Here is a 26,719-nt window from a genome sequence, read left to right as displayed (position 1 = left end):
GCGAATGAGCGACGGCGAGGACCACGAGACAGCGGACGCGGACCGCGGCGATGCCGCGGCAGACGCGGACGGCGGCGATGAGACGGTCGTCCGCCGCGACCGCTTCGCTGGCGGGCCGGCACGGTCGTTCCTCTCCTCGCTGTCGGACGACGAGCGTATCTTCGCGGCCGACCTCGCGGTTGACCGCGCCCACGTCGTGATGCTGGCCGAACAGGAGATCATCGACCGCGAGACGGCCGGCGAGGTGCTGGCCGCGCTGGCGGACGTGGAGGACGCCGGCCACGGTGCGCTGCCTGACGGCGAGGATGTCCACGAGGCAATCGAGAGCGCCGTCATCGACCGCGTCGGGCAGTCGGGCGGGAAGATGCACACCGCTCGCTCGCGCAACGACGAGGTGGCGGCTTGCATCCGTTACCGCCTGCGCGCGGACATTTTGGACCTCATGGAGACCGTTATCGGGGCCCGCGAGCAACTCATCGAGGTGGCTCGCGCCGAGCGCGAGACGGTGATGCCGGGCTACACGCATCTCCAGCCCGCGCAGCCGACGACAGTCGCTCACTGGGTCCTGTCCTACGAACAGGCACTCCAGCGCGATACCGCGCGGCTGCTGGATGCATACAAGCGGGTCAACCAGAACCCGCTGGGGTCGGCCGCCTTTGCGGGGACACCCTTCGACGTGGACCGTGAGCGTACCGCTGCACTCCTCGGGTTCGAGGGCGTCGCAGAGAACTCGATGGACGCCTCGGCGACGCGTGATTTCCTCGTCGAGACGACCAGCGCCGTCGCCACGCTGGCGACGACCCTATCGGGGCTAGCCGAGGACGTGGTCGTGATGGCGAGCAAGGGCCACGTCGACCTCGACGACGACTACGCCTCGACCTCCTCGATCATGCCCCAGAAGAAGAACCCCGACACACTGGAACTGGTCCGCGGGCGCACAGGCGACGCCGTCGCCGGGCTGAACGGCCTGCTGACCAACCTCAAGGGCCAGCCTCGCGCCTACAACCGCGACCTCCAGCGTGCCGGCCGCCACGCCTGGGACGCCATCGACAGCGTCACCGAGAGTGTGGAAGTCGCCGCTGGCGCGGTCGCGACCGCCGACTGGCCCGCCGAGACCCTCGTAGCTGCGGCCACCGACGGGTTCGCCACCGCGACCGGCGTGGCCGACCTGCTGGCGATGGCCGGCGTCCCTTTCAGGACGGCCCACGAGGTCGTCGCCGAGGCCGCGGCGGGGCTGGCGGCCGACGAGGACGCGCCCGACTACACGGCGCTGTCGGCCGTCGCCGAGGACGTGCTGGGCGAGCCGCTGTCAGCCTACGTTGACCGCGACGCGCTGGTGGCCGCACTCGACCCCGCCGAAAGTGTCGCCATGCGGGACTCTCGCGGCGGGCCGGATCCCGACGCCGTTGTCGAGCAGGTGTCGGTGGCTGAGGACGCTCTCGCCGCCGACAGCGAGGCACTGACTGCCCGCCGGCAGGCGGTTTCACAGGCGGCTGACCGCCGCCAGACGGAGGTGGACCGATATGTCTGAGCGACCACCGTCCCCTCGTGGGACAATTATACCATAATTCTGATATACAACTCAGAGACGTGGCGGATATGGGGCTTTGATACCATTAGAGCGTGGTATGTCTAATTCAATATTCTGATATGTTCGAAGGCTTTAAGTGTGTCCCTGTCACAGGATGAACTACAATGGCAGAATGCATCGAGTGTGGGGCGGACGTGTCCCTGCACGACAACCTCGAAGTCGGAGAGATCGTTGACTGTGCCACCTGCGGTGCCGAACTGGAAGTCGTCGGCGCCGACCCCGTCGAGCTCGACAGCGCACCCGAGCTCGAAGAGGACTGGGGTGAGTGAGGTGTTCGCGGTGGCGCGGCGCTCGACGCCGTACGTGACCGTGGCGCTCGACGCCGCGAGCCGCGAACCCACGGAGGACTCAGTATGAAAGTCGGACTCCTCTACTCGCGTATCCGCCGGGACGAGAAGTTGCTCCTGTCGGAACTGCGCGAGCGCGACCACGAAATCGAGAAGATAGACGTTCGCAAACAGCAGTTCAACATCCACGAGGCCCCCGAGGCCTTCGAGGATCTGGACATCGTCGTCGACCGCTGTCTGGCGACCAGCCGCAGCGTGTACGCGACGAAGTTCGCACAGGCCTACGGCGTGCCGGTCGTCAACGGCCCCGAGGTCGCCGACACATGTGCGGACAAGGTCAACAACAGCCTCGCGCTGGAGGCCGCGGGCGTGCCGACGCCCAACACCGACGTGGCCTTTACCAAGGACGCCGCGCTGGAGTCAATCGAGAAGTTCGGCTACCCCTGCGTCCTCAAGCCGGTCGTCGGCTCCTGGGGCCGCCTGATGGCGAAGATCGACTCGCGCTCGGCCGCCGAGGCCATCCTCGAACACAAGGAGACGCTCGGCCACTACGAGCACAAGATATTCTACGTGCAGGAGTTCGTCGAAAAGCCCGGCCGCGACATGCGCGTGCTGGCCGTCGACGGCGAGCCCATCGCGGCGATGGTCCGCTCCTCGGACCACTGGCTCACCAACGCCGCCAAGGGCGCAGAGACCGCCGAGTTCGAACTGGACGACCGCGCGCTGGAACTGGTCGAGAAGGCCTCCGACGCCGTCGGTGGCGGCCTGCTGGGTATCGACCTGATGGAGGTCGGGGTAGCGGAGAGCGAGGCCGACCAGCCGCGAGCGCGCGAGTTCGACGACTACACCGTCCACGAGGTGAACCACACAGTCGAGTTCAAGGCGCTGAACGAGGTCACGGACGTGGACGTGCCCGCGAAGGTCGTCGACTGGCTCGAAACCAAGGCGGCGACCGAGGCTGACGCCGAGGTGACGGCATGACTTCCGCTGGACGTTCCAGCTCGCTTCGCACCGCGGGCTGCGACCAGCGACATCACGCTCGCCACTGGAGGTGGCTCGCGTGACCTACACGGCAAGCGTCGTCGGCGGCTCCGGCTTCACGGGCGGGGAACTGCTCCGCCTGCTCGATGGCCACCCCGAGTTCGAACTGGCCCAGGCGACAAGCCGCTCGAAGGAGAACAAGACCGTTGGCCACTCCCATCCGAACCTCCGGCACTCGGACCTGCGCTTTTCCTCGCCGGAGGACCTGGAGTCGGTGGACGTGCTGTTCGCCGCGACGCCCCACGGCGTCTCGATGGAGCAGATAGACCGCTTCCAGGAGGCCGCCGGCACGGTCGTCGACCTCTCGGCGGACTTCCGGCTCAACTCCGAGGCCCAGTACGACGAGTGGTACGACGGGCACACGCGCCCGGACCTGCTCGAAGAGAGCGAGTACGCGCTGCCGGAGCTCAACCGCGAGAACCTCGACGGCGCGGACCTCATCGCCTCCGGCGGCTGTAACGCCACGGCGACGATTCTTGGCCTGCTCCCGCTGTTCGAGGCCGACATCCTGAGCGGCGACGAGCAGGTCGTCGTCGACGTGAAGGTCGGCTCCAGCGAGGGCGGGGCCGGCGGCGGCGAGGCCTCCTCGCACCCGGAGCGCTCGGGCGTCGTCCGCCCGTACGCGCCCACGGGCCACCGCCACGAGGCCGAGATTCAGCAGTTCCTCGGCATCGACGTGTCCTTCACCGTCCACGCGGTGGACATGATTCGTGGCGCGAGCGCGACCTGTCACGTCTTCCCCGAGGGCCCCGTCTCGAAGGGCGACCTCTGGGGAGCCTACCGCGGCGAGTACGAGGACGAACCGTTCGTCGAACTCGTCGCCGGCGGTGGCGGCGTCTACCGTTACCCCGAACCCAAGTCGGTCGCGGGCACGAACCGCGCCGAGGTCGGCTTCGAACTCGACCCCGGCAACAAGCGACTGGTCGTGTTCTCGGCCATCGACAACATGATGAAGGGATCGGCGGGACAGGCCGTTCACGCGGCCAACGTCGCCCTCGGCATCGAAGAGACGGCGGGCCTGGAGTTCCAGGGGCTCCACCCCGTCGGCGCACCGTAACCCCTGGAGTGATTTTCTATGACAGTCGTTATCAAAGTCGGTGGCGCTCGCGCGGTCGACCCCGCGGGGGCGCTTGCGGACGTGGCATCGTTAGTGGCCGACGGGGAGCGGGTCGTCGTGGTTCACGGCGGCTCAACCAAAGTCGACAAGACGCTCGAACGGCTCGGCGTCGAACCGGAGTACGTCGAGACGCCGTCGGGCGTCGTCGGCCGGTTCACCGACGAGACCACGATGGAGGTGTTCGAGATGGCCTTCGGTCACCTCAACACCCAGCTCGTCGCCGGGCTCCAGAGCGAGGGCGTCGACGCGGTCGGTCTCAACGGCGTCGACGGCAAACTGCTCTACGGACCGCGCAAGTCCGCGGTGCGGGTCGTCGAGGACGGCACGAAGAAAATCCGCCGTGGCGACCACTCGGGCACGATCAAGCAGGTCAACGGCGACCTGCTGGAGACGCTGCTCGACGACGGATACACGCCCGTCGCGGCTCCGCCGATGGCCGGCAAAGACGATGACGAAATCATTCCTGTCAACACCGACGCCGACCGCTCGGCCGCGGCGATTGCCGGCGAACTCGACGCGACGCTGGTACTCCTGACCGACGTTGAGGGCGTCTACGCGGACCCCGACGACCCGTCGACGCTAATCGAATCGGTCGAGACGGCGGCCGACTGGGACGCCCTCGAAGACGCGGCCGAGGGCTTCATGGGCCGGAAGATAATGGCCGTCGAGGAGGCCCTCGACGGCGGCGCGACCGAGGCGGTCGTGGCTGACGCCAACGCCGAGTCACCGATTCACTCGGCGCTTGACGGCGGCGGCACCCACGTTTACGCGAGCGCACTCGAACAGGACACAGACCAGACAGCGACGGAGGAACAATGAGCGGATTCGTCTTCAACGAGAAACCCATCCAGATCGAACGCGGCGACGGTGCCTACGTCTACGACGACAGCGGCACAGAGTACCTAGACATGGGCGCGTCCTACGCCTGTGTCCCGCTGGGACACAAGCACCCGGCGGTCCAGAGCGCCGTCAGCGAGCAGCTAGAGAAGATAACGTACGTCCAGGCGTCGTACCCGAACGCCGAGCGGACGGCGTTGTACGACCTGCTCGCCGACACCGCGCCGGACCCCATCGACAAGACCTGGCTCTGTAACTCCGGGACCGAGGCCAACGAGGCGGCGCTGAAGTTCGCCCGCTCGGCCACGGGGAACTCCAAAATCGTCGCGACGATGCAGGGCTTCCACGGCCGGACGATGGGCGCGCTGGCGACGACCTGGAAGGACAAGTACAAGAAGCCCTACGAGCCGCTCATCGGCGACGTGGAGTTCGTCCCCTACGACGACAGCGAGGCGCTGGCCGAGGCCGTCGACGAGGACACCGCCGCGTTCATCGTCGAACCGGTCCAGGGCGAGGGCGGCATCAACCCCACCTCCGACGGCTACCTCGAAGCTGCCCGGGAGATTACCGAGGACGCCGGGGCGGCGCTCATCTTCGACGAGGTCCAGACCGGTATGGGACGGACCGGCGCGCTGTGGAACTCCCAGCGGGCCGCCGTCGCGCCGGACATGATAACCGCGGCGAAGGGCCTCGGAAACGGCCTCCCCATCGGTGCGACGCTGTGTCGGGACTGGATCGCCGAGAACTACGGCTCCCACGCCTCGACGTTCTCCGGCGGGCCGGTCATCTCCGCCGCTGCCGGCGCGACCGTTTCGACTATCATTGAGGACTCTGTGCCGGGTAACGCCGCCGTGATGGGCGACTACCTCCTGACTGAACTGGAAGCGACCATCGGCGACGACGTGCGGGACATCCGCGGCGAGGGCCTGATGATAGGCGTCGAGGTCGGCCGCGGCGCGAACGCGGCGCTGAAGAAGCTCGCCCTGAACCACCAGGTGCTCGCGCTGCCGGCCGGCCGCACCGTGGTCCGCCTGCTCCCGCCGCTGACCATCGACGAGGCCCACGCCGACGCCGTCGTCGACGCGATGGCGGAGGTGGTGGGATGAGCGAAGCCGCGACGCGCGAGGCCGACACAGAGGCCCGCGACCTACTCGAAGCAGTTGTCCGTATCCCATCGGTTTCGCGGAACGAGGCGGAGGCGGCCGAGCGACTCGTCGAGTTCTTCGAGTCCCACGACCGCGAGGCGTGGCTCGACGAGGTCGGCAACGTCCGCGCGCCCGCCGACGACAGCGTCCTCCTCACCTCCCACATCGACACCGTGCCGGGCGACATCCCGGTCCGCGTCGAGGAGACCGACGAGGGCGACGTGCTGTGGGGCCGCGGTAGCGTCGACGCGAAGGGGCCGCTGTGTGCGATGGCCGTCGCGGCCGTCCGCACCGGGGCCTCCTTCGTCGGCGTCGTCGGTGAGGAGGTCGACTCGACCGGTGCCCGGTTCCTCGTCGAGGACCGCGAGTCGGCACCGGGGGCCGTCATTAACGGCGAGCCGTCCGGCTGGGAGGGCATCACGCTGGGATACCGCGGTCTGCTGGCCGGGACCTACGTCGCGACGAGCGAGTCCGGCCACTCCTCGCGCCCGGAGAACAACGCCATTCAGGACGCCATCGACTGGTGGACCGCTGTCGAAGACGAGTTCGCCAAAGACGAGTGGCACCCCGTCTTCGAGCGCGTCACCTGCAAGCCGGTCGAGTTCAAGGGCGGCACGTCGACCGACGGGCTGAGCGTCGAGGCGACGATGGACGTCCAGTTGCGGGTCCCGCCGGAGTACAGTACCAGCGAGATCCGCGAAATCGCCGACGGATTTCTGGAGAACGGCACGGTCAACTGGGACGACAAGGTCGAGCCGGTGATGCAGAGCCCCCGAACCAGCGCCGCCCGGGCGTTCCGGGCCGCGATTCGGCAGCAGGGTGGCGAGCCCACACTACTTCGCAAGACCGGCACCAGCGACATGAACGTCTACGCGAAGGCGTGGGACTGTCCGATGGTGACCTACGGACCCGGCGACTCTGATCTGGACCACGCGCCGAACGAGCACCTCCCGCTCGACGAGTACGACCGCTCCGTTGCAGTGCTCGAAACCGCGACCGAACGCATGCTGGAGGACTGACATGGATATACTCGACGTCGATGACCTCACGACCGACGAACTGGCCACCGTCCTCGACCGCGCCGCGGCCATCAAAGCCGACCACGGCGAGGGAAGCACGAGTGACCTGCTTGACCAGCAGACGCTCGGGATGATATTCGAGAAACCCTCGACGCGGACCCGGGTCTCCTTCGAGACGGGCATGACGCAACTGGGCGGCCATGCCGTCTTTCTCGGCCCCGACGACATCCACCTGGGCCACGGCGAACCGGTCAAGGACACCGCCCGCGCGCTCGGCCGCTACGTCGATTTCATCATGGCCCGCGTGTTCGACCACGCCGACGCGGAGGAACTGGCCGCGTACGCCGACGTGCCAGTCATCAACGGCCTGACCGACGACGCCCACCCCTGCCAGACGCTGGCCGACCTGCTGACCGTCCGCGAGGAGTTCGGCGACTTCGAGGACGTGTCCGTGGCGTGGGTCGGCGACGGCAACAACGTCTGCCAGTCGTTCGTCATCGGCGCGGCGATGGTCGGGCTGGACCTGACCGTCGCCACGCCGGAGGGTTACGGCATCGCCGACGACGTGGCCGACCGCGCCGCCGCCTTCGGCAACGCGCCCGAGACCACCCACGACCCCGAAGCGGCCGTCGCTGACGCTGACGTGGTGTACTCTGACGTGTGGGTCAGCATGGGCCAGGAGGACAAACGCGAGCAGAAACTGGCGGACTTCGAGGGGTTCCAGATTACGAGGGACCTGCTCGGAGACCGCCCGTTCATGCACTGCCTCCCCGCCCACCGCGGCGAGGAAGTCACCGACGACGCCATCGAGTCGGAGAACGCCGTCGTCTGGAACCAGGCGGAGAACCGGCTGCACGCCCAGAAAGGGCTACTCGTGTGGCTGTCTGAGCAGGCGTAGAACCGGTCGGCCCGAACATTTAGAACGGTTAGCCGGGCGGAGGCGGTCTGTGGCGAGCCCGCTGTACCGCGCGCCGTCGGCGCGCGGTTTCACGCGAATCGCAGAGCGATTCGCGCCTTTTTCGCCCACGTTTTTCGAGGAGCGCTTCGCGCGAACCCGACGCTGAAAAAGGTGGTGGGCTAAAAGTGACTAAATTTGTCCCGTCGGAACACGTCGATGCTGTTTATCGTCGTCGGTGGCTCCTGTCGCATAGCGAAGGCGATAGCGTCGGCTACCTCCTCTGGTTCGGTCACCTCACCCGGTTCGAACCGCTCGTTGAACGAGGTTCCGTCCTCGGAGCCGAACTCAGACCGGACTTCTGAAGGGTTGACCACGGTGACGCCGATATCGTCGTCGCCGACCTGCCCGGCGAGGCTGTGGGCGAACCCGCGGAGCCACCACTTCGTCGCGGCGTAGACAGGATTGAACGGCCGGGGATACTGGCCGGCGAAGCTCCCGACGAACACGAGTGACCCTGCCCCAGCACGGAGATGCGGCAGCGACTCGCGGGCGGTGTAGAACGCGCCGTCGACGTTGACCTCCATCATCGTCCGGTACTGCTCGTCGGACAGCGTCTCCACGTCTGAGCCGCGGCCGACTCCGGCGTTGACGACGACGCCGTCGAGCGAGCCGAGCGTGTCGACGGTGGACTCGACAGCGGCCGTGACCTGCGTCCGGTCGCTAACATCGGCCGGCACCACTTGGGTGTCGACGGTGTGCTCGGCGGTGATTTCGTCGGCCAGTTCAGTGAGGCGGTCTTCCCGGCGGGCGACCAGTGCTACGTCGGCTCCGTCGCGTGCCAACTTCCGAGCGGTTGCCGCGCCGATACCCGAACTCGCTCCGGTAACGAGTGTGGCTGTCTCTGAGAGTGGTCCCGAACCCATGGTCAGACCCACGGGCGTCTCGTGGTTAGCGTTTGGGCCCCGAGTGGGAGTGGCGGTTGGCCCGGCGGTGTCGACGACCGTTCCGGGGCAGTTTTCCACCCGAAACACTACCCTTTTCGGTTTGGTTGGCAACGTTTCACACAGGACTGCTGGTGACCCGACCGCCCGCTCCGCGTCCGCTCAGCGCCGGTTCCGGGCCGGTGAGGTCGAGGTAACGGCCCTGTTTATCCGAGTCCACACAGTACAGCCTGGTATGTCTGTCAACCCCTCTCCGGACCAGTCCCACGAGCTGATGGTCGACGACGAACCGAAGCTTTCGGATGTGATGGCCTCAGTCTTCGGTGTTCAGGAACACGAGGTACGGACGTATCAGACATTGCTTGAGGCACCAGCAAGCACTGTCGAGGAACTCGCTGACGAACTCGGCCGGGACCGCTCGAACGTCAACCGGTCGCTGTCGACGCTCCGCGAGAAGGGGCTTGCGACGCGGAAACGACGCCTCCTCGACGGCGGTGGCCACGTGTACCAGTACACCGCGACACCGCTGTCGGAGGCCCGCGAACTGATGCACGAGACGCTTGAGGAGTGGACCGCCGCGGTCCACCACCGCATCGACGAGTTCGACGCCAGCCCCGGCGAGTGAGTCGGGCGTACGGCCGGCAACCGTCCGACTTTTGCATACTGGGAGCATGGTCCCGACAATGGCTGACCTGCAACTCACCGACGACGTGCCGCCGGTTGCCGACGACGGCGTCTGGCTGGCCTGCATCGAGTGTGGTGAGACGTTCGCTCCGTTCGACGCGATTCGCTACACCTGCGACGACTGTGATGGCCTGCTTGAGGTCCGCTACGACGATCTGCCGACCTTCGACGAGTTCGAGGGCTCGGGGGTCTGGCGGTACAACGCCGCCCTGCCCTTCGAGGAAGGCGTCACGCTCCCCGAGGGCAACACGCCGCTGCACGAGATGCCCCGCCTGAAAGACGACATCGGCGTCGACGCGCTCCGCGTGAAACACGAGGGGATGAATCCCACCGGCTCGTTCAAGGACCGCGGCATGACCGTCGGTGTCCGGGTCGCTCAGGAGGTCGGTGTCGACCGACTGGCCTGTGCCTCGACCGGCAACACCTCCGCGGCGCTTGCGGCCTACGGCGCACGCGGCGGCATGGAGACGCTCGTGCTCCTGCCCGAAGGGAAGGTCGCGGCCGGCAAGATCGCGCAGGCGAGCCTCCACCGCGCCCGGATTCTCGAAGTCGACGGCAACTTCGACGAGTGTCTCGACATCGTGCAGGACCTCGCCGCCCGCGGCGAGGCCTACCTGCTGAACTCGCTGAACCCGTTCCGACTGGAGGGTCAGAAGACCATCGGGCTGGAAATCATGGAGGAGTTCTACGCCGACCACGGCGAGTACCCGGACCGCATCGTCCTGCCGGTCGGCAACGCCGGCAACACCGCGGCGCTGTACAAGTGCTTCCGCGAACTCGTCGAGGCCGGCGCGATAACCGAAGACCAGGTGCCCAAACTCACCGGCGTCCAGGCCGAGGGGGCCGCTCCGATGGTCGAAGCCATCGAGGAGGGGTACGAGGACACCCGCCGCTGGGACGACGTCGAGACCCGCGCGACCGCCATCCGCATCGGCAACCCGGTCAACGCGCCGAAGGCGCTGCCGGGCATCCGGGAGACCGGCGGTACTGCGGTGGCCGTCTCCGACGAGGAAATTACTGAAGCGCAGCGCGACATCGCCGGGGAAGGCGTCGGCGTCGAACCGGCTTCTGCGGCATCCGTCGCCGGTCTCCGGAAACTCCGCGAGGAGGGCGAGGTCGACAGCGACGAGTCGGTCGTCTGCCTGACCACGGGCCATCTCCTCAAAGACCCCGAGGCAGCCGCCGAAGCCGGGAACGAGCCGGAGCCGGTCGCAAACAGCACTGAGGCCGTGCTGGACCTCATCGAAGAACCGTCGTCGGTCACCGGAACGGTTCGGCGACAGGTGTCGAAGGCCGCCGACGCGCCGCTGGTCCCGGCACTGGTCGCCGGCGGTTTCGGCATCGCGTATCTCTACCGCAAATTCCGTTCGTAGAAGGACGGCGACGAGACGTCTCGACTCGGTCAGTGCTCCGCCCGTTCTGGCTCCAGCCGGTAGCGTGTCGTCGCCTGCCCATCGAACCGGGGACCGTTTCCGGTCGAGGCGAACCCGACGGCCTCGACGGCGGCTCGGACTTCGGATTCGTCTTCCGGGAGCAGGAGTTCGACGGTCATGTGTTCTCGACGTGCGAACTCAATCGGGTCTGTCAGGAGCTTCTCACAGGCGTTGCCTGACCCGGCCAGTTGCGTCACGTGGACGGTCCCACGCTCGGCGTCAAAACTCACGAACCCAACAATGGTGTCGTCTTCCTCGGCCACGCGGACGGTACGGTCGTGGACGAGGTTTCGCATCACGTCCGGCGGCCCGTCAGCGAGGGCGGCCAGTCGTTCGGCGTCGTCTTCGATAGCGTCGCGGATATCCATACATGTGCGTGGGAACCCCACGCAAATAAACGGTGTGTCGGACGCTCCGGACTGTCCCCGCCTTCGCGCCAACAGGGCTTCGCACGACGGAATCTATGCCGCTGTCGACAGTGAGACGCGGTCACAGATGAACACAGTTATCCCGAGCGACGGATAACGCGAGGGCAATGGTTCACGTACACACGGGCACGGTGGTAGCATGCGCGTAGTCGCCAAGTTCGGTGGGACGAGTCTCGGTAGCGGCGACCGAATCAACCGGGCCGCGGACTCGATTGCCGCTGCCGTCCAGCAGGGCCACGAGGTCGCGGTCGTCGCCTCGGCGATGGGCAACACGACCGACGAGTTGCTCGATGAGATCAACTACGACGCCGACTCCGCGGACCGCGCGGAAATCGTCTCGATGGGCGAACGGACCTCCGTCCGCATGCTCAAGGGCGCGCTCGCAGCCCGGGGCATCGAGGCGGTCTTCCTCGAACCCGGCAGCGAGGACTGGCCGATCATCACCGACGAGTACGGCGAGGTCGACGTCGAGGAGACACAGAAGCGCGCCCACGCGCTGGCCGGCCAGCTCAAGGACGTCGTCCCGGTCATCACCGGCTTCCTCGCACAGGACTACCAAGGCAACGTGACGACGCTTGGCCGTGGCGGCTCCGATACGAGCGCCGTGATGATGGGCGACTACATGGACGCCGACGAAGTCGTCATCGTCACCGACGTCGAGGGCGTCATGACCGGGGACCCACGGGTCGTCGAGGGTGCTCGGAACGTCGGCAAAATATCCGTCGACGAACTCCGTTCGCTGTCGTTCCGCGGAGCCGAGGTGGTCGCGCCGTCGGCGCTGTCGTACAAGAGCGACGACCTCGGTGTTCGCGTCGTCCACTACCAGCACGGCGACCTGCTCTCCGGCGGCACCTCAATAGAAGGCGAGTTCCAGAACCTGATCGACCTGCAGGAACAGCCAATCGCCTGCGTGACCGTCGCCGGTCGCGCTATCCGGAACAGCCCGGGCATCCTCGCGGACCTGTCGGGCGCTATCGCTGACGAGGAGATCAACATCGAGGCCAATTCCTCGGGCATGGACTCGTTGACGTTCTACGTCGACGAAGACGACGCCGAGGAGGCCGAAGCACTGCTGCACGCCCGTATCGTCGACGACGAGACGCTCTCGTCAGTCACTGTCGAGGACGATATCGCCGTCATCCGCGTCACCGGCGGCGACCCCAGCCAGTCGGCGCTGGCTCACCAGGTCGTCGCACCGCTTGCCGACGCGCACATCCATCTCTACGACGTGATTACGTCTGCAACATCGGTCTCCGTGTTCGTTCCGTGGGAGGACCGTGAACAGGCCCTCTCGCTCGTACAGGACGTGTTCTGACCGCTGAATTCTTTTTAATCGGTTGAGGAGGCCTGCTCGAACCGGCTCGCGGGCAGCAACAGTTCGCTCACTTCGGGGAGGTGTTTCAGGTTGTAGACGATCTTCGCGTCGTCAGACACCGGTGCGGCGATACACGACAGGCGAATCCCCTTTTCGGTGAGGTCCGGCGGGAGAATGTGGCTCGCCGGCGACGGCATCTCGCCTTCGACGACTGCCACCGCGCAGTTCGTGCACGCGCCGCCACGGCAGGCAAACGGCCACGCGAAGCCGTTCTTTTCGGCCGCTTCAAGCAGCGTGTCGTTCGGGTCGACGTAGAACCGCCCGAAATCAGTCGACTGCAGGTTCGCGTCGGCGGCTTTCGCGAACAGGTCCTCGTCTTCCAGTGCCCAGCCGTGGTCTTCGAGCACCTCGAAATTGAGAAATTCTACCATCGGGTCGTCCGGTTCCGGCGGGGCCTCCTCGGCCTCGGATTCGGACTCTGACGCCTCGTCGGGCAGGGGGTCTCCGGGCTCGTACCCGTTCTGCAGTCGCTCGTAGGCTGTCTTGACTGCCTGGAACTCGGCCGCCGATCCGCCCTGATCCGGGTGTGCCTCTTTTACCCGCTCGCGGTACGCGTCGACGATCTCCCCGTCGTCGGCGTCCGGCGTGATTCCGAGGACCTCGAATGGAGACGCCACGCAACACAGTAGCGGTCACGGACATAAATCCCCTCCTCCCGCTGCAGTATCTGCAGGCTACCGACGACAGCCGACGTGCTGTTCCCGGGCTACCGGCCCTGTGTCAACCGGAAACCGATTTGCCGCGGCAGGTCAGCGTCGGTAACCGCATCGATAACCGCGCTCGTGTCGTAGGCCACGCGGTGCTCCTCGATAGTCAGGTCCGCGAGGTCAAGCACAGCGTAGGCGGCCCGGTGGTCCCTGTCGCGAGGCTGGCCCACGCTGCCAGGGTTCAGCACGACACCGTCCTCGTACACTTCGTGGTGCTGATGGTGCGTGTGTCCCATCACGAGCACGTCCTCGTCACCCAGCAGGTCCGGCCCGAACTCCTCGGGGTATGTGTAGTGGTCCGGGTCGTCCGGGTGGCCGTGGACGAGCTTCACCCGCTCGTCACACACCAGTCGCTCGTCGGGCAGTGCCGCCAGCCACTCTATCTGCTCGTCGGACAACTGTTCCGTGGCGTGTTCGACGCCGGCCTGGGCCATCCCGTTGAACGCGAACGGCGTCTCGGCGGCGACGGCACGGTCGTGGTTGCCCATCACCGTCGGGACCGCTTCGGTCGGCCAGGGAGCGTCTGCAGGGAGCGCGTCGGTGTGCCCGCGCATCGCGTCGACACAGTCGGCGTGCCAGGGATTGTAACCGACGACATCGCCCGCACAGACTAGCCCGTCAACCGGCGGCATATCTGCAAGCACTGCCGCGAGCGCTATCCGATTCCCATGAATATCAGAGAGTATCCCGAGTTTCATTGTTCGTGTCTACCCCCTGCGGGGTCTTGAGTGTCGGTCCCGGCTCAGCATCTGTGTCCGCTGTGCGTTCGCTGCCATCCTCACTCTCCGTTGTACACTGCCACGTCGAACTCGCCCGCTGACCCCGCGACACCGGCCGAACAGACGGCGTGTTCGTACTCGTGGCCGTACACTTCGCGGGCCACCGCGTCCGCGTCGGTGGCGGCCAGGCCGAACGCCGTGGGACTGTTCTCCTCGTAGGTCGCCACCAGCGTCGGTTCGGTGACCTCCTCGACGAGCAGCGCGTCCCGGCGGACGGTCCCGATGACCGCGCCCGGCCCGTCGGCGTTCGTCGTTGGGTCCGCCGCGTCGACACCGACGATACCGGCGACCCGCGGCGTGTCGTAGTCGTCCTTCTCGAAGTCGAGCGACAGGAGCGGTTCAGCAAGGGCGTCCCGCGCTGGATAGCCCAGTTCGAGCTTTTCGGCGATTGGGTCGACGTGGGAGCCGTTGCCGACGACCGCGCCGCGCTCGGTGACCCGGACACCGTTGTAGGAGATGTATGGGTTGTCCGTCTCCGGCGCGTCCGGCGTCGGCTCGACGGTCACTGTCCCGTCGCGCTGGACTGCCTGGCGGTTGGGGAACGAGCGCGAAGAGACGCGGTACGCACCGACTTCGGGACTGACAACGACGAATCGTCCAACGTACATATGCGAGTGTGCACAGCACCCGAAAAAAGCGCTGTCGATGTCTCACTGTCTGGCGTAGGCGTTACGCTGTTGTCTTCCCGATAGTATTGTGCGGGCTGCTGACACGCTTCATGTCCGACCGAATCGCGCAACGCTTACAAAGGGGCACCCGATACTGTAGAGTGCGCACAGTCCATTGGGGTAGAGGCCAATCCTGAAGCCTTCTGGGGGCTTCGACCCTGGTTCGAATCCAGGATGGACTATTTCTGTGGCGAACAACTCGTGAGCGACAGCGTCGTTGTTACTGGACTATTCTCTGGTGGCGACGGAACCAGCAACGCCTCGCTTGCCCCTGGCTACTTGTAGCTCCCTTCCAGAGAGAACATATGACACCGACACACGTCCTCGTCCCGCTGGACGGGTCACCGCTGGCTGACGAGGCGCTGACGTACGCGCTGGAGACGTTTGACTGTCGGATTACAGTCCTGAACGTCGTTGCGCCGCTCGACACGGGAATGAGCGAAGGTGGGATGCTCGAACCGGGCGCGGATCGCCGGGCGGCGGCTGACGAGCGGGCCACGAATCTCGTCGACCGGGCGGCACAGCAGGCCAGCGAGGTCGGCCAGCAGATCGAAACGGCTGTCGAGACAGGTGATCCGGCAGAAACGATTCTGGACTACGTTGAGGCGGTCGACGTGGATCAGGTGGTAATGGGTGGCCACGGTGGAACGCGAAACGAGATCGCCCGGCGGTTGCTCGGAACGGTCGCGACGGCGGTCGTCAGCGAAGCGCCAGTGACAGTGACGGTCGTCCGATAGTCACCGACGCCGACGACTCGGAGACAGCACGCGGCGACTCACGCTTGGCTGCCGAGGACGGCTTCCAGCCCCTGATACACGCCGAAGCCGATCACGACGCTGGTGGCGAGCGTGATGAGCCAGAACCCGACAGTCACGCCTATCTTCCGGCGCGAGACCCCGGCGGAGCCGCCGGCGAGGCCGCCGCCGATGACTCCGGAGATGATGATGTTGTTGAACGAGATGGGGATGCCAAGCGCGATGGCGGCCTGTGCGATGATGAAGCCGGGGACCAGCGCCGCAATGGAGCGGCGGACGCCGAGTTGTGCGTACTCGCGGGAGGTCGCCTGTAGCAGGCGGGGGGCACCCATCCACGCGCCGCCGAGGATACCCACGGAACCGAGCGCCAGCAACACGATCCCGGGGAGGCCGAGTTCGGTACCGTAGAGGTTTTCGAGTGGCCCGGTCGCGAGGCCGACCTGACTGCCGCCACTGGAGAAGGCGACGACGCTGCCGAGAACGACGAGAAACGTCTTGATACCCTTGTCGACGGAGGCCTGCGTCTGCAGGCGGATGTAGTAGAAGCTCCCGGCGGCGACGAGCAGCGTCGCGGCGACGGCGGCGATATCCGTCCCGGTGACCATCGCGGCGAAGCCGGCCAGCGAGCCCTGGTCGGTGCCGGCAGGCGACGGGATGATGCTCAACTGGACGTTGGCGACGATACCGCCGACAACGCCGGCGAGCAACGGGACGCCGACCGTTTCGGGGATGTCGTCCCGACGCAACACAGTCGCGGTGAGATAGGCCAGGCTTCCCGAGACAGGCGGGACGAGCAGCCAGAAGGTGGCGATGCGGCGGTAGGTGTCGAAGACGGGGTCGCCGCCGAGCGAGAGGCCGACGCCGACCATCGCGCCCGTCGTCGCGAACGCCGCCGGAACGGGGTAGCCCGAGTAGATACCGAACGCCATGAACCCAGTCGCGGTCAGCAGGCCGGCGACTGCCGCCAGCGAGGTGATTGCGACGCCGTCGATGAGACCGGCCCCGACTGTTTCCGAGATGCTCCCACCCTGTGTCAGCGCTCCCAGCGCGGCGAGGATGCCGATCAGGAAGGCGGCGCGCATCGTCGAGATGGCGTTTGCACCGATGGCTGGGGCGAACGGCGGTGAGTTGCTGTTCGCACCGAGTGTCCAGGCCGTTACAAGGCCGGTGACTGTCGCGAGGACGACCAGCGCCCAGAAGACGACGGTAGTCACCGCGTGCTGAACTCCGCTTGAGCCTGCCAGTTGTTGCTGTGTGAACGCGACCAGACTGTCATTGCCAGCCGTTCACACCCAGTACATAAAATGTCCGCGGCGTCGACAGCGAACAGTGACCGGCCCGCCTTGCCATGGTTTGTCGCCGATGTGGCTAATGTGCGACACCGAAGTCTTTAACGCCTATCGACACCGCTGGTGGGACATGTCACAGCGAAGACGCACGTTCATCAGTAGTGTTGGTACCGCAACTGCAATCGGGTTAGCCGGCTGCCTTGGCGGCGGCGACGGTGGCGACGGCGGCGACGGCGGCGACGGCGGCGACGGCGGCGACGGCGGCGACAGTGGTCCGGCCGCTCGTATCGGAATGGTGTACGCGACAGGCGGACTCGGCGACGGGTCGTTCAACGACCAGGCCCAGACCGGTGCTATTCGGGCAGCAGACGAGCTAAACATCGAATACGACGAGTCGCAGCCGGAAGCGGTACAGGACTTCGGCAGCCTCCAGCAGCAGTATGCACAGTCTTCGAACCCGGATTACGACCTCGTCTGCTGTATCGGCTTCCTGCAGGCGGACGCCCTCACGGAGAACGCCGAACAGTACCCCGAGCAGAACTTCATGATCGTCGACTCCGTCGTCGAATCGGACAACGTCGGCTCGTACGTCTTCGGTGAGCATCAGGGCTCGTTCCTCATTGGGCTGATGGCTGCGAAGCTGACCAGTCAGGACTTCTCGGCTGGCGCCGGCTCCACGCAGAGTGACTCCGCGAGCGTCGGCTTCGTCGGCGGCGTCGAGGGTGACCTCATCGGCCGCTTCGAAGCCGGCTACAAAGCCGGCGTCAAGCACGCAGAGGAGGATGTCGATGTCCAGACAGCCTACGTCGGCGACTTCAACGACCCATCGGGCGGCCAGGAGGCGGCTCTCTCGATGTACAACTCCGGTGCGGATATCGTCTACCACGCGGCCGGTAACACCGGGACTGGCGTGTTCCGTGCGGCCCAGGAGGCCGGGCGCTTCGCAGTCGGCGTCGACCGCGACCAGTCGGTCACGAAAGAGAACTTCAGCGACGTTATCCTCGCGAGCATGGTCAAGCGCGTCGACAACGCGGTGTACACGTCGGTCGAATCGGTCGTCAACGATAACTTCGAGGGCGGCAGTGTGAACACGCTCGGCCTCGAACAGAACGGTGTCGAAGCGGTGTACGGCCAGCAGCTCGGCTCGGAAATCCCACAGAGCGTCAAAGACGAGGTGTCGGAAGTCCGTCAGAGCATCATCGACGGCGACATCAGCGTGCCGACCGACCCCGAAAACGCCTGAGGCGGATCAGTGGCACAGTGTGCCGGTATGCCAGGCTCTGCGACTGACACTGTCCTGAAATAAACCACACCAGTCCGTATGAGTCCTCGCGGTCACACACGCAGTTGCCGCATATTTTTGGCAGACATGTGGAACCGTGAAGTTAAAACACCGGGACGGTAACGGCTCAGAGTATGGAACAGGCCGTCCACCTCGATGGTATTACGAAGCGGTTTCCGGGGGTAGTCGCGAATGACGACGTCGATCTGGCGGTCGAGAAGGGGACGGTTCACGCACTGCTCGGCGAGAACGGTGCGGGAAAAACCACCCTGATGAACGTCCTCTACGGGCTCTACCAGCCCACCGAGGGGACGGTCAACGTGCACGGCGAGACACAGCAGTTCGACTCGCCGCGCGACGCCATCGACGAGGGTGTCGGTATGATCCACCAGCACTTCATGCTGGTCGATCCGATGACCGTCACCGAAAACATCACGCTTGGGAACGAGCCCCGCAAGTGGCTCGGTCTCACGGTCGACAGCGAGCAATCCCGAAAACAGGTCCGTGAACTGTCCGAGCGGTACGGGTTCGACGTGGACCCCGACGCCCGAATCGAAGATGTCGGTGTCGGCGTCCAGCAACGCGTCGAGATCCTCAAAGCGCTCTATCGCGGCGCGGATGTCTTGATTCTGGACGAACCGACGGCAGTACTCACGCCACAGGAAGTCGAAGACCTCTTTCGCGTGCTCGAAGAGCTGACCGACCAGGGCAAGACGATTATTTTCATCACGCACAAGCTCGGCGAGGCGATGGAGGCTGCCGACGAAATCACTGTGTTGCGCGAGGGGAAAAACGTCGGGACGGTGCCGGCCGACGACATCACTCGGGAAGAACTGGCCGAGATGATGGTCGGTCGGGAGGTGCTGCTGGACCTCGACCGGGACCCTGCCGAGCCGGGCCGGTCTATCCTCGAGGTTTCGGACCTCGTTGTGGAGGACGACCGGGGTGTCCGCGCAGTCGACGGGATTTCGCTTGAGGTCCGGGCCGGCGAGGTGCTCGGTATCGCTGGCGTTGACGGGAACGGCCAGTCGGAACTGGTCGAGGCAATTACCGGGCTCCAGATGCCTGACGAGGGAACGATCACATACGACGACGTCGACCGGACCACCGACAGCCGCCGGGAGCGCATCGAGGCCGGACTGGCCTACATCCCGGAAGACCGACAGGAGCGAGGGCTGGTGATGGACTTCGACCTCGTCGAGAACGGCCTGCTGGGGAGCCAGCACGCCCCTGACTACTCCTCGAACGGTCGCATCGACTGGGACTACACGCGCGACCACGCGGAGGAGATAATCGAAGAGTACGACGTTCGGCCGCCGGATGCCAACGCTCACGCGAAGTCTCTCTCCGGCGGGAACCAGCAGAAGTTCGTCGTCGGCCGGGAGTTCGCCCGGGACCCGCGTCTTGTCGTTGCCTCTCACCCCACGCGCGGCGTGGATGTGGGGTCGATGGAGTTCATCCACGACCAGATCAACGCGCTCCGGGAAGCGGGCCGGGCCGTGTTGCTCATCTCTTCGAACCTCGATGAGGTCCAGTCGCTTTCGGACCGCCTCGCCGTCGTCTACGAGGGCGAGATCGTCGACATCGTCGATCCCGAGCGCGTGACCGAAGAACAGCTCGGACTGCTGATGGCCGGGCAGCAACCTGACGCCGCCCCGACCATTGCGGCGGACGGGGAGGGACACCAATGAGCGATAGCGACCCGTCGCGGAACGGCGACGACCCGCCGACGCCGGATGCGGACGACCGGTGGTCACAGTACCGACAGCAACTCATCAGACTGGGGCAGACCTCTGTCGGCGAGCGTATCCTCATCGCTGTCTCGGCGCTGTTGCTCTCTATCGTCGTCGGAACGGTCATCGTCACCGTCGCGGGACTGCTGGCGACGTGCCGGTCGCCGGTACTTACGTTCGGTTCCACGACGCTGTGTTACGACCCGTTCTACGTGTTCAACCGGCTGTTCCTCGGCGCGCTGGGCGATCCCTTCGCCGGCGGCTGGTCGCCGCTGAACGCGCAGTTCGCGGCGACGCTTCGGGAGACGACGATTCTGGTGTTCACCGGACTCTCGGTTGCATTAGCGTTCCGTGCCGGCATCTTCAACATCGGGACGCAGGGCCAGCTTATCATCGGCGCGCTGGCGGCCGCACTGACGGTGCTCTGGGCTGGTTCGCTAGTCTCCGGAACAATCGCGCTCGTCCTGTTTATTCCGCTCGGCCTGCTCGCCGGCGCAATCGGCGGCGGCCTCTACGGTGCGATACCTGGCGCGCTGAAAGCCTATGCCGACGCAAACGAGGTTATTACGACGATTATGCTCAACTTCGTCGCCGTCCGGGTAACGCTGTATCTCGTCCGGAACCACTTCGCCGACCCGACGAGTCAGGCGACACAGACCCGGACGCTGCCCGTCGAGGGGCAGTTCCCCTCGATCCTGTTCGACCCGCGGACGGACTTCTCCTTGCTCGCGCTGCTGATTGCGCTCGCGTTCGTCGGGGGCGTCTACTACTTGCTCGAACACACGGCCTTCGGATACGACCTGCGAACCGCCGGTATCCAGCCTGCAGCCGCGGAGTACGGCGGTGTCGACTCCGCCCGGACTATCTTGACGTCGCTGACGCTGTCCGGCGCACTCGGCGGTATCGGCGGGGCCGTGTTCGTGATGATGACCCTCGGAAAGTTCCAGACTGGCATTCCGAGCTACGGCTTCGACGGGATCACCGTCTCTATCCTTGCCGGCAACAATCCGATTGGAGCCGTCTTCGCTGCCCTGCTCTTTGGCGTCCTCAAGTCCGGCTCGAACGTGGTGGCCTTCGCGACCGACGTGCCGCCACAGTTGGTCGGCGTCCTCCGGGGGCTTATCATCCTGTTCGTCGCGATGCCGGAGTTCTTCCGTATCATCGGACGGCGGCTCGCAACGCGCGAGCCAGACAGTCCGGCCACCGCGACCGCCGGAGGTGGTGCTGATGACTAACGACAGCACCATGGATCGACTTTCGTCAGCGTCAGGCCGACTGTTCATCGCCGCTGCGGCGTTTCTCACGCTGGCTGTCCTCGCCGGGTTCGGCCTCGTGGCACCGGCGTCGACCCCCGGGCAGATATTCTGGGTGCTGGCCTCGAAATCGACGCTGTCATCGACGCTACGGCTCTCGGTCCCAATCGTGCTGGCCGCGCTCGGTGGCATCTTTGCGGAAAAAAGCGGCATCATCAACATCGGGCTCGAAGGGCTGCTCATCATCTCGGCGTTCGCAGCTATCTTCGGGGCCGACGCCACCGGGTCGCTGTGGCTCGGGTTCCTCATCGGCATCGTCGCATCGACGCTGCTCGCTGGCGTCTTCGCCGTCGTCTGTATCGAGTTCCGCGCGGATCAGATCATCGCCGGTCTGGCCGTCTGGCTCATCGCGCTCGGCCTCGCGCCGTTCGCCTCACAGGTGTTCTACGGCGGGCCAAACACTAGCAACGTCGGGACCTTCGATACGATAACGGTCCCGGGGCTGGCCGACATCCCGTTCTTCGGCGCGCTGTTCGATGCCTCGCCCGCAGTGTATATTATGTTCCTCGCCGTGGCGGCGTCGTGGTACGTGCTGAACCGCACCACCTTCGGCCGCTGGGTCCGGGCCTCCGGCGAGAACCCGAAGGCACTGGACACTGCCGGCGTTGACGTGTCACGCGTCCGCTACGCCGCCGTACTCCTCTCCGGCGTCCTCTCGGGGATGGGCGGGGCCGCGCTGGCCATCAACATCGGCCAGTTCACCGGCAACGGGCCGACGATGGTCAACGGCAAGGGATTCATCGCCATCGTCGCTTATCTGTTCGGCAACTACAACCCGGTCGGTGCGCTGCTGTCGACCACGCTGTTTGCCGGTCTCGACGCCGTCCAGTTGCGCCTCCAGACGGCCGATGTCATCGCTGTCCCCGACTCACTGGTCCAGACGATCCCGTTCGTCGCCGTCATCGTCGTGCTCGCTCTGGTGGGCAAGACTCGCCTGCCCGAAGCCGCGGGTGAGCATTACGAGTCCGGCGAGGAATGAGCTAGAAACAATCTTCTCTGGGCTTATTTCTGCCCGCAACAGTAGCACAAAGTTATGTAATGCGAACAGCCAGGGCAAGAGCGCGCTCTCGCGGGCAATCGGACGCTGCGCGTCCGATGACATCCGGGGCTTTCTGGCTGTACACAATAGCAGTCCCGTTGGGGCCAGCCCCTTTTCAGAGCCGAACACTGATGTGCGCCGCCGGCACAGGACGAGGTAGCAAATGTCGCGCCGATATGACCACGCTCGGGTTCAGGAGTACTGGCAGCAGGCCTGGGAGCGCGAGGGCGTTTTCGAGTGCCCCGCTGAAGCTGACGACCCGACGTACGTACTGGGGATGTTCCCGTACACGTCCGGCTCGTTGCATATGGGACACATCCGGAACTACGCCATCACGGACGCGTACGCCCGGTACCGGCGGATGGCCGGCGACGACGTACTCCACCCGATGGGGTGGGACGCCTTCGGCCTGCCGGCGGAGAACGCGGCCTACGAACGGAACACGGACCCCGAGTCCTGGACCCGAACGTGTATCGACCAGATGAAAGACGACCTTCGGGAGATGGGCTTTGGCTACGACTGGTCTCGGGAGATCACGACCTGCGACCCCGAATACTACCAGTGGAACCAGTGGCTGTTTACCCAGTTCTACGACGAGGGTCTGGTTGACTACGGCGCGGCGACGGTGAACTGGTGTCCGGACTGCGAGACAGTGCTTGCCGACGCACAGGTCGAGACGCCGCCGGAAACCGACGAAGGCGAGACGATTGCCGGCACCGGCCACAGCCATACCCACGGTGGTGTCTGCTGGCGTTGCGGGACCGGCGTGGAGCAGCGCGACCTCGACCAGTGGTTTTTCGCCATCACCGACTACGCCGAGGAGCTGTATCACGGGCTGGACGACCTGGAGGGGTGGCCTGACGGCGTCCGGGACAGCCAGCGCAACTGGATCGGCCGACAAGAAGGTGCTCGCGTCGCGTTCTCCATCGACCACGACGACCACGACACCGTCGAGGCGTTCACGACGCGGCTCGATACGGTCTACGGCGCGACGTATCTGGCACTGTCTCCGGGCCACGACCTCGCCCGAGCGCTCGCCGAGGCGGACGAGGCCGTCGCCGAGTACGTGGAATCAGTGGCGACTACGGACGACACCGGGATGAGCGGCGTCGAGACGGACCTCACCGCGACACACCCCTACACCGGCGAGGAACTGCCGGTGTACGTCGCGGCGTACGTGCTGGACGACGTGGGCACGGGCGCGGTTATGGGCGTCCCCGCTCACAACGAACAGGACCACGCCTTCGCCGACGAACACGATCTGCCCGTACAGCGGGCTGTCGAACCGGTCGATGGCAGCGGGACGGACCTGCCACACGCACCGTACACCGGCGACGGGATGCTCACGGGCAGCGGCGAGTACGACGGCCTCGCCAGTTCCGCCGCCCGCGAGCGCCTGTGTGAGCACGAGGCCGCCGAGTCCGCAGTGACCTACCGCCTGCGGGACTGGCTCATCTCCCGGCAGCGCTACTGGGGGACGCCGATTCCAATCGTCCACTGCGACGACTGCGGCCACGTCCCCGTCCCCGAGGAAGAGCTGCCGGTCGAATTACCTGACTACGTCCAGACGACCGGAAATCCCCTCGATGCGGCCGAGGAGTGGAAGCAGACGACCTGTCCGGACTGCGGGGCCGACGCGGTGCGAGAGACAGACACGATGGACACGTTCGTCGACTCCTCGTGGTACTTTTTGAGATACCTGTCTCCACACTTTGAGGACGCCCCCTTCGACCAGCAAACCGCCGACGAGTGGCTCCCGGTCGACGTGTACGTCGGCGGCGAGGAACACGCCGTCCTCCACCTGCTGTACATCCGCTTTTTCGCCCGGGCGCTGTCGGACATCGGCCTGCTGGACCGCGAGGAACCGGTCGAGCGGCTCATCAACCAGGGGACGGTGCTCCACAGCGGCGAGAAGATGTCCAAGTCGAAGGGCAACGACATCGCGCCCCACGAGTACGGGGCTGAGACGACGCGGCTGTTCGTCCTCTCGGCGGCCCACCCCTCACAGGACTTCGAGTGGACGGTCAAGGACGTCTCGACGGCCTACGACTTCCAGCAGACGCTGTATCGCCTTGTCACGGAATACACCGACCGAACGGAGACACGCACCGAGAGCACCGACCACGACGCGTACTTGGAGCGGGAAATCGACCGGACAATCGCGGCCGTCACCGAGGAGTACGACCGCTTTCGCTTCCATCGTGTCATCGGCGAGATACAGCGGTTCGCCCGGCTTCTGGGGCGCTACGCGGGCTACGACCGGCCCTACCAGTTCGCCTACGGCCGCGGCCTGCGGGTGCTCGCTCGTCTGGTTGCTCCGATTGCACCGTTCCTCGCCGAGGAGATGTGGCAACTGCTCGACGAGGACGGCCTCGTCGCCGAGAGCCGGTGGCCGGAACCGCTCCGGGACGTTGACAACTACCGCATCGAGCGGCAGGTCGTTCGGCGGACGCTCGACGACGTGCGCGAAATCACGGAAGTCGTCGACATCGACGAACCGAACGAGATCGAACTCGTCGTCGCCGCCGACTGGAAGTACCGGGCCTACGAGATCGCCCGCGAGTCCGATCCCGACGACGCCATCGTCGGCGAAATCATGGCCGACGAAGACATCAAACAGCACGGTGACGCGGCCGCCGAGTTCGCCGACCGCCTGGCCGACCGCGGCGCGGGACTGGAACCGATTATCGACGGCGAACGCGAACTCAACACGCTCCAGCAGGCCGCGTGGCTGTTCGAAGACGAGTTCGCCTGTGACGTTGTCGTCCGGCGGGCCGACCCCGACGACGACCTCGCGGCCAAGGCACGGCCGAACAAGCCCGCGATTCACATCTCCTGACTACTCGTCTGTGGGCGCGTCGCGGACGGCCTCGTGGGCGTCGGTCACCGCGCCGACCAGCTGTGCCCGCTGCGCGTGGTGTATCAGATGCGAACGACAGTCACAGTCAGAACAGCCGAAAGCGTCGATACGCTCGAACCCCTCGGCCGTCGGGCCATCGACCCGCCGGGCGACGGCACACTCGACGTCGGCCTCGGTTGTGACGACCCGCTCGACGGTCGTCGCTGCGTCACCGAGCAGATAGTCGATATGCCAGTGCCGGGTGTCGTTGTCGCCGGCGGCGACCGCGCGGTGGCGGTCGATGCGGCCGAAGCCGCCGCTGCCCAGCGCGCTCCCAGTGTAGGCGTACCAGCCCGCCGGGAACGTGAATTCGCCAAGCGCGCCGACCGTAATCGGTCCACGGGCGTCCCGTTGGAGTACCAGCGTGTAGGTTCCGCCGGGCATGGCCCGCTCAGGTCCCGATATCGGGGTCGGCCGCGAGGTCGCCGAAGCCGTCGATGCGGAACTCCCGGGAGTCGGTGCAGTCTTCGCTCTCGGCGGCGAGTTCGCCGACGACCCAGTTGAACCGGCGCTGGAACCCGTCGTAGGGTGCGTCCGCGAGCAGGTCGGTGACGCGGTCGCTCGTCAAGTCCTCGTCGTACTCCTCGGCGAAGTCGGCGATGTTTTCGGCGGCTGCCTGTGCGATGTCGTCGTCGGTCTCGTTTGCGAACGCCGCAGTGAGGGCGTCAGTTAGCTCGGACATACGCGAGGTAACGCCACGCTGCCACGTATGCGTTCTGCAACGGTTCGGGGCGTCCGAGCGTTTCTTGTATCGAGGGCAACAATATCAGCGAGATGAAGCCGCTGCGACAAAGCCCAACCGTGGTCACGCTGGCCGTCATCTGTACTGTGTTCCTCGCACAGCAGGCCGTCGGCGTAGTGGCCGCGCCGCGGAGCCTGTTCGCCCTTTCTCCTCCGCTGCTCAGCCGTCCCTGGACGCTTGTCACCAACGTGTATGCACACGCTGGCCTGCCCCACCTCCTCGCAAACGCCGTCGGGCTGGCGCTCGCTGGCGCTGTCCTCGAACGCCGGACTTCGCCACTCCGGTTTCACGGCTTCTTCGTCTCGACCGGCGCACTCGCCGGAGTTTCACAGGTCTCGATAGCTGGCCTCGTCGGCCCGTTCGTCCCCGGGATGGTCAGTCACGTCTCCGTGCTCGGGGCCAGCGGCGCGGTGTTTGCGCTTTTCGGATACCTGCTCGCCGCCAATCGTCTGACTGACACTGTCATCGGCGGATTCGAACTCGCGCCGCGCGTCCAGCTGGCACTGGCTGGCGTCGTCGCCGCCGCGATCACGATTGCCACCGCGAACCCCGGCGTCGCGCTTATCGCACATTTCACCGGCCTTTTGCTGGGGTTTCTTGCCGGGCGCGTCCACCTGCTGCGGCCGACGGACTCGCCGAAGACACCCGAGGCCGCCAACTACTGAACGGCGTGCTGTTGTTCCGGGTACACGACGCCACGCACTGTCTCGCGGCATG

Annotated in this window: 26 protein-coding genes; 18 read left to right on the top strand and 8 right to left on the bottom strand. The window is 65.9% G+C overall.

What is annotated here, in order from left to right; all coding sequences use genetic code 11:
- Positions 1-4: 4 nt before the first annotated feature.
- From argH to argF, 8 genes are all read left to right on the top strand, one after another.
- Complete coding sequence (argH, locus tag DVK01_RS05995; protein WP_121535888.1) at positions 5-1,531, top strand: argininosuccinate lyase; 1,527 nt, start codon at positions 5-7, stop codon at positions 1,529-1,531.
- Positions 1,532-1,695: 164 nt separating this feature from the next.
- Positions 1,696-1,860 (top strand): lysine biosynthesis protein LysW, encoded by a 165-nt coding sequence (gene lysW, locus DVK01_RS05990; protein ID WP_004959888.1) that lies wholly within the window; start codon positions 1,696-1,698, stop codon positions 1,858-1,860.
- 84 nt (positions 1,861-1,944) lie between these two features.
- Positions 1,945-2,859, top strand: a complete 915-nt coding sequence (gene lysX / locus DVK01_RS05985) for a lysine biosynthesis protein LysX (protein ID WP_101351359.1) — start codon at positions 1,945-1,947, stop codon at positions 2,857-2,859.
- A gap of 79 nt (positions 2,860-2,938) precedes the next feature.
- Entirely contained in the window at positions 2,939-3,976 is a 1,038-nt protein-coding gene (gene argC, locus DVK01_RS05980; protein ID WP_101351358.1) for an N-acetyl-gamma-glutamyl-phosphate reductase, read from the top strand.
- A gap of 18 nt (positions 3,977-3,994) precedes the next feature.
- Positions 3,995-4,855: an acetylglutamate/acetylaminoadipate kinase gene (locus tag DVK01_RS05975; protein WP_101351357.1), complete on the top strand. Its 861-nt coding sequence runs from the start codon at positions 3,995-3,997 to the stop codon at positions 4,853-4,855.
- Complete coding sequence (locus tag DVK01_RS05970; RefSeq protein WP_121535885.1) at positions 4,852-5,979, top strand: aspartate aminotransferase family protein; 1,128 nt, start codon at positions 4,852-4,854, stop codon at positions 5,977-5,979. Before DVK01_RS05975 ends, DVK01_RS05970 begins: the two co-directional genes overlap by 4 nt.
- Positions 5,976-7,037 carry a [LysW]-lysine hydrolase gene (locus DVK01_RS05965; protein ID WP_101351355.1) on the top strand — a complete coding sequence of 354 codons (1,062 nt, stop codon included), beginning with the start codon at positions 5,976-5,978 and terminating at the stop codon, positions 7,035-7,037. The genes DVK01_RS05970 and DVK01_RS05965 overlap by 4 nt, the downstream gene beginning before the upstream one ends.
- Before the next feature lies 1 nt (position 7,038).
- Positions 7,039-7,935, top strand: a complete 897-nt coding sequence (argF, locus tag DVK01_RS05960; RefSeq protein WP_101351354.1) for an ornithine carbamoyltransferase — start codon at positions 7,039-7,041, stop codon at positions 7,933-7,935.
- A gap of 179 nt (positions 7,936-8,114) precedes the next feature.
- Here the strand turns inward: argF and DVK01_RS05955 are convergent, their stop codons facing one another.
- Positions 8,115-8,858, bottom strand: a complete 744-nt coding sequence (locus DVK01_RS05955) for an SDR family oxidoreductase (protein WP_101351353.1) — start codon at positions 8,856-8,858, stop codon at positions 8,115-8,117.
- 253 nt (positions 8,859-9,111) lie between these two features.
- Between DVK01_RS05955 and DVK01_RS05950 the strand changes: the two genes are divergently transcribed.
- Together DVK01_RS05950 and thrC are read left to right on the top strand one after the other, a co-directional pair.
- Positions 9,112-9,501, top strand: coding sequence for a helix-turn-helix domain-containing protein (locus DVK01_RS05950; RefSeq protein WP_101351352.1), 390 nt, complete (start codon positions 9,112-9,114; stop codon positions 9,499-9,501).
- A 46-nt stretch (positions 9,502-9,547) separates the two neighbouring features.
- Positions 9,548-10,933, top strand: a complete 1,386-nt coding sequence (gene thrC, locus DVK01_RS05945; RefSeq protein ID WP_101351351.1) for a threonine synthase — start codon at positions 9,548-9,550, stop codon at positions 10,931-10,933.
- 29 nt (positions 10,934-10,962) lie between these two features.
- Here thrC and DVK01_RS05940 read toward each other — a convergent pair whose 3' ends face one another.
- Positions 10,963-11,361, bottom strand: coding sequence for a hypothetical protein (locus DVK01_RS05940; protein WP_101351350.1), 399 nt, complete (start codon positions 11,359-11,361; stop codon positions 10,963-10,965).
- Positions 11,362-11,560: 199 nt separating this feature from the next.
- On the opposite strand from DVK01_RS05940, the gene DVK01_RS05935 reads away from it, so the two are divergent.
- Entirely contained in the window at positions 11,561-12,736 is a 1,176-nt protein-coding gene (locus tag DVK01_RS05935) for an aspartate kinase (protein ID WP_101351349.1), read from the top strand.
- Positions 12,737-12,750: 14 nt separating this feature from the next.
- On the opposite strand, the gene fer is transcribed toward DVK01_RS05935, so the two are convergent.
- The 3 genes from fer to DVK01_RS05920 all read right to left on the bottom strand — a co-directional run bounded on the left by fer (position 12,751) and on the right by DVK01_RS05920 (position 14,890).
- The gene (fer, locus tag DVK01_RS05930) at positions 12,751-13,413 is read right to left on the bottom strand and encodes a ferredoxin Fer (protein WP_064288558.1); all 663 of its coding nucleotides are present in this window, start codon (positions 13,411-13,413) and stop codon (positions 12,751-12,753) included.
- A gap of 89 nt (positions 13,414-13,502) precedes the next feature.
- Complete coding sequence (locus tag DVK01_RS05925) at positions 13,503-14,201, bottom strand: metallophosphoesterase (RefSeq protein ID WP_101351348.1); 699 nt, start codon at positions 14,199-14,201, stop codon at positions 13,503-13,505.
- 80 nt (positions 14,202-14,281) lie between these two features.
- Complete coding sequence (locus DVK01_RS05920) at positions 14,282-14,890, bottom strand: IMP cyclohydrolase (RefSeq protein WP_101351347.1); 609 nt, start codon at positions 14,888-14,890, stop codon at positions 14,282-14,284.
- A 365-nt stretch (positions 14,891-15,255) separates the two neighbouring features.
- Here DVK01_RS05920 and DVK01_RS05910 point away from each other — a divergent pair, with 365 nt between their 5' ends.
- On the top strand, positions 15,256-15,687 hold the full coding sequence (locus tag DVK01_RS05910) for a universal stress protein (protein ID WP_064288560.1): 432 nt from the start codon (positions 15,256-15,258) through the stop codon (positions 15,685-15,687).
- A 38-nt stretch (positions 15,688-15,725) separates the two neighbouring features.
- On the opposite strand, the gene DVK01_RS05905 is transcribed toward DVK01_RS05910, so the two are convergent.
- A complete protein-coding gene (locus DVK01_RS05905; protein WP_064288561.1) occupies positions 15,726-16,919 on the bottom strand; it encodes an inorganic phosphate transporter in 1,194 nt (397 codons plus the stop codon).
- 157 nt (positions 16,920-17,076) lie between these two features.
- Here DVK01_RS05905 and DVK01_RS05900 point away from each other — a divergent pair, with 157 nt between their 5' ends.
- The 5 genes from DVK01_RS05900 to leuS all read left to right on the top strand — a co-directional run bounded on the left by DVK01_RS05900 (position 17,077) and on the right by leuS (position 25,200).
- Positions 17,077-18,237, top strand: a complete 1,161-nt coding sequence (locus DVK01_RS05900) for a BMP family protein (RefSeq protein ID WP_121535882.1) — start codon at positions 17,077-17,079, stop codon at positions 18,235-18,237.
- 173 nt (positions 18,238-18,410) lie between these two features.
- Entirely contained in the window at positions 18,411-19,967 is a 1,557-nt protein-coding gene (locus DVK01_RS05895; protein ID WP_121535879.1) for an ABC transporter ATP-binding protein, read from the top strand.
- Positions 19,964-21,244: an ABC transporter permease gene (locus tag DVK01_RS05890; RefSeq protein ID WP_101351344.1), complete on the top strand. Its 1,281-nt coding sequence runs from the start codon at positions 19,964-19,966 to the stop codon at positions 21,242-21,244. Before DVK01_RS05895 ends, DVK01_RS05890 begins: the two co-directional genes overlap by 4 nt.
- A 10-nt stretch (positions 21,245-21,254) precedes the next feature.
- Positions 21,255-22,301, top strand: a complete 1,047-nt coding sequence (locus DVK01_RS05885) for an ABC transporter permease (RefSeq protein WP_121512099.1) — start codon at positions 21,255-21,257, stop codon at positions 22,299-22,301.
- A gap of 223 nt (positions 22,302-22,524) precedes the next feature.
- Positions 22,525-25,200, top strand: a complete 2,676-nt coding sequence (leuS, locus tag DVK01_RS05880) for a leucine--tRNA ligase (protein ID WP_121535876.1) — start codon at positions 22,525-22,527, stop codon at positions 25,198-25,200.
- Here the strand turns inward: leuS and DVK01_RS05875 are convergent, their stop codons facing one another.
- Positions 25,201-25,644, bottom strand: a complete 444-nt coding sequence (locus DVK01_RS05875; RefSeq protein WP_101351341.1) for a DUF123 domain-containing protein — start codon at positions 25,642-25,644, stop codon at positions 25,201-25,203.
- Positions 25,645-25,651: 7 nt separating this feature from the next.
- On the bottom strand, positions 25,652-25,942 hold the full coding sequence (locus DVK01_RS05870) for a hypothetical protein (protein ID WP_101351340.1): 291 nt from the start codon (positions 25,940-25,942) through the stop codon (positions 25,652-25,654).
- A gap of 92 nt (positions 25,943-26,034) precedes the next feature.
- On the opposite strand from DVK01_RS05870, the gene DVK01_RS05865 reads away from it, so the two are divergent.
- Positions 26,035-26,667, top strand: coding sequence for a rhomboid family intramembrane serine protease (locus DVK01_RS05865; RefSeq protein WP_199722315.1), 633 nt, complete (start codon positions 26,035-26,037; stop codon positions 26,665-26,667).
- Positions 26,668-26,719: the final 52 nt, after the last annotated feature.

The sequence above is a fragment of the Haloarcula sp. Atlit-120R genome (assembly GCF_003665885.1).
GTDB classification, from domain to species: domain Archaea; phylum Halobacteriota; class Halobacteria; order Halobacteriales; family Haloarculaceae; genus Haloarcula; species Haloarcula taiwanensis.
The sequence above is the reverse complement of the archived record's forward strand: the minus strand, read 5'-3'. Positions and strand labels throughout refer to the sequence as shown.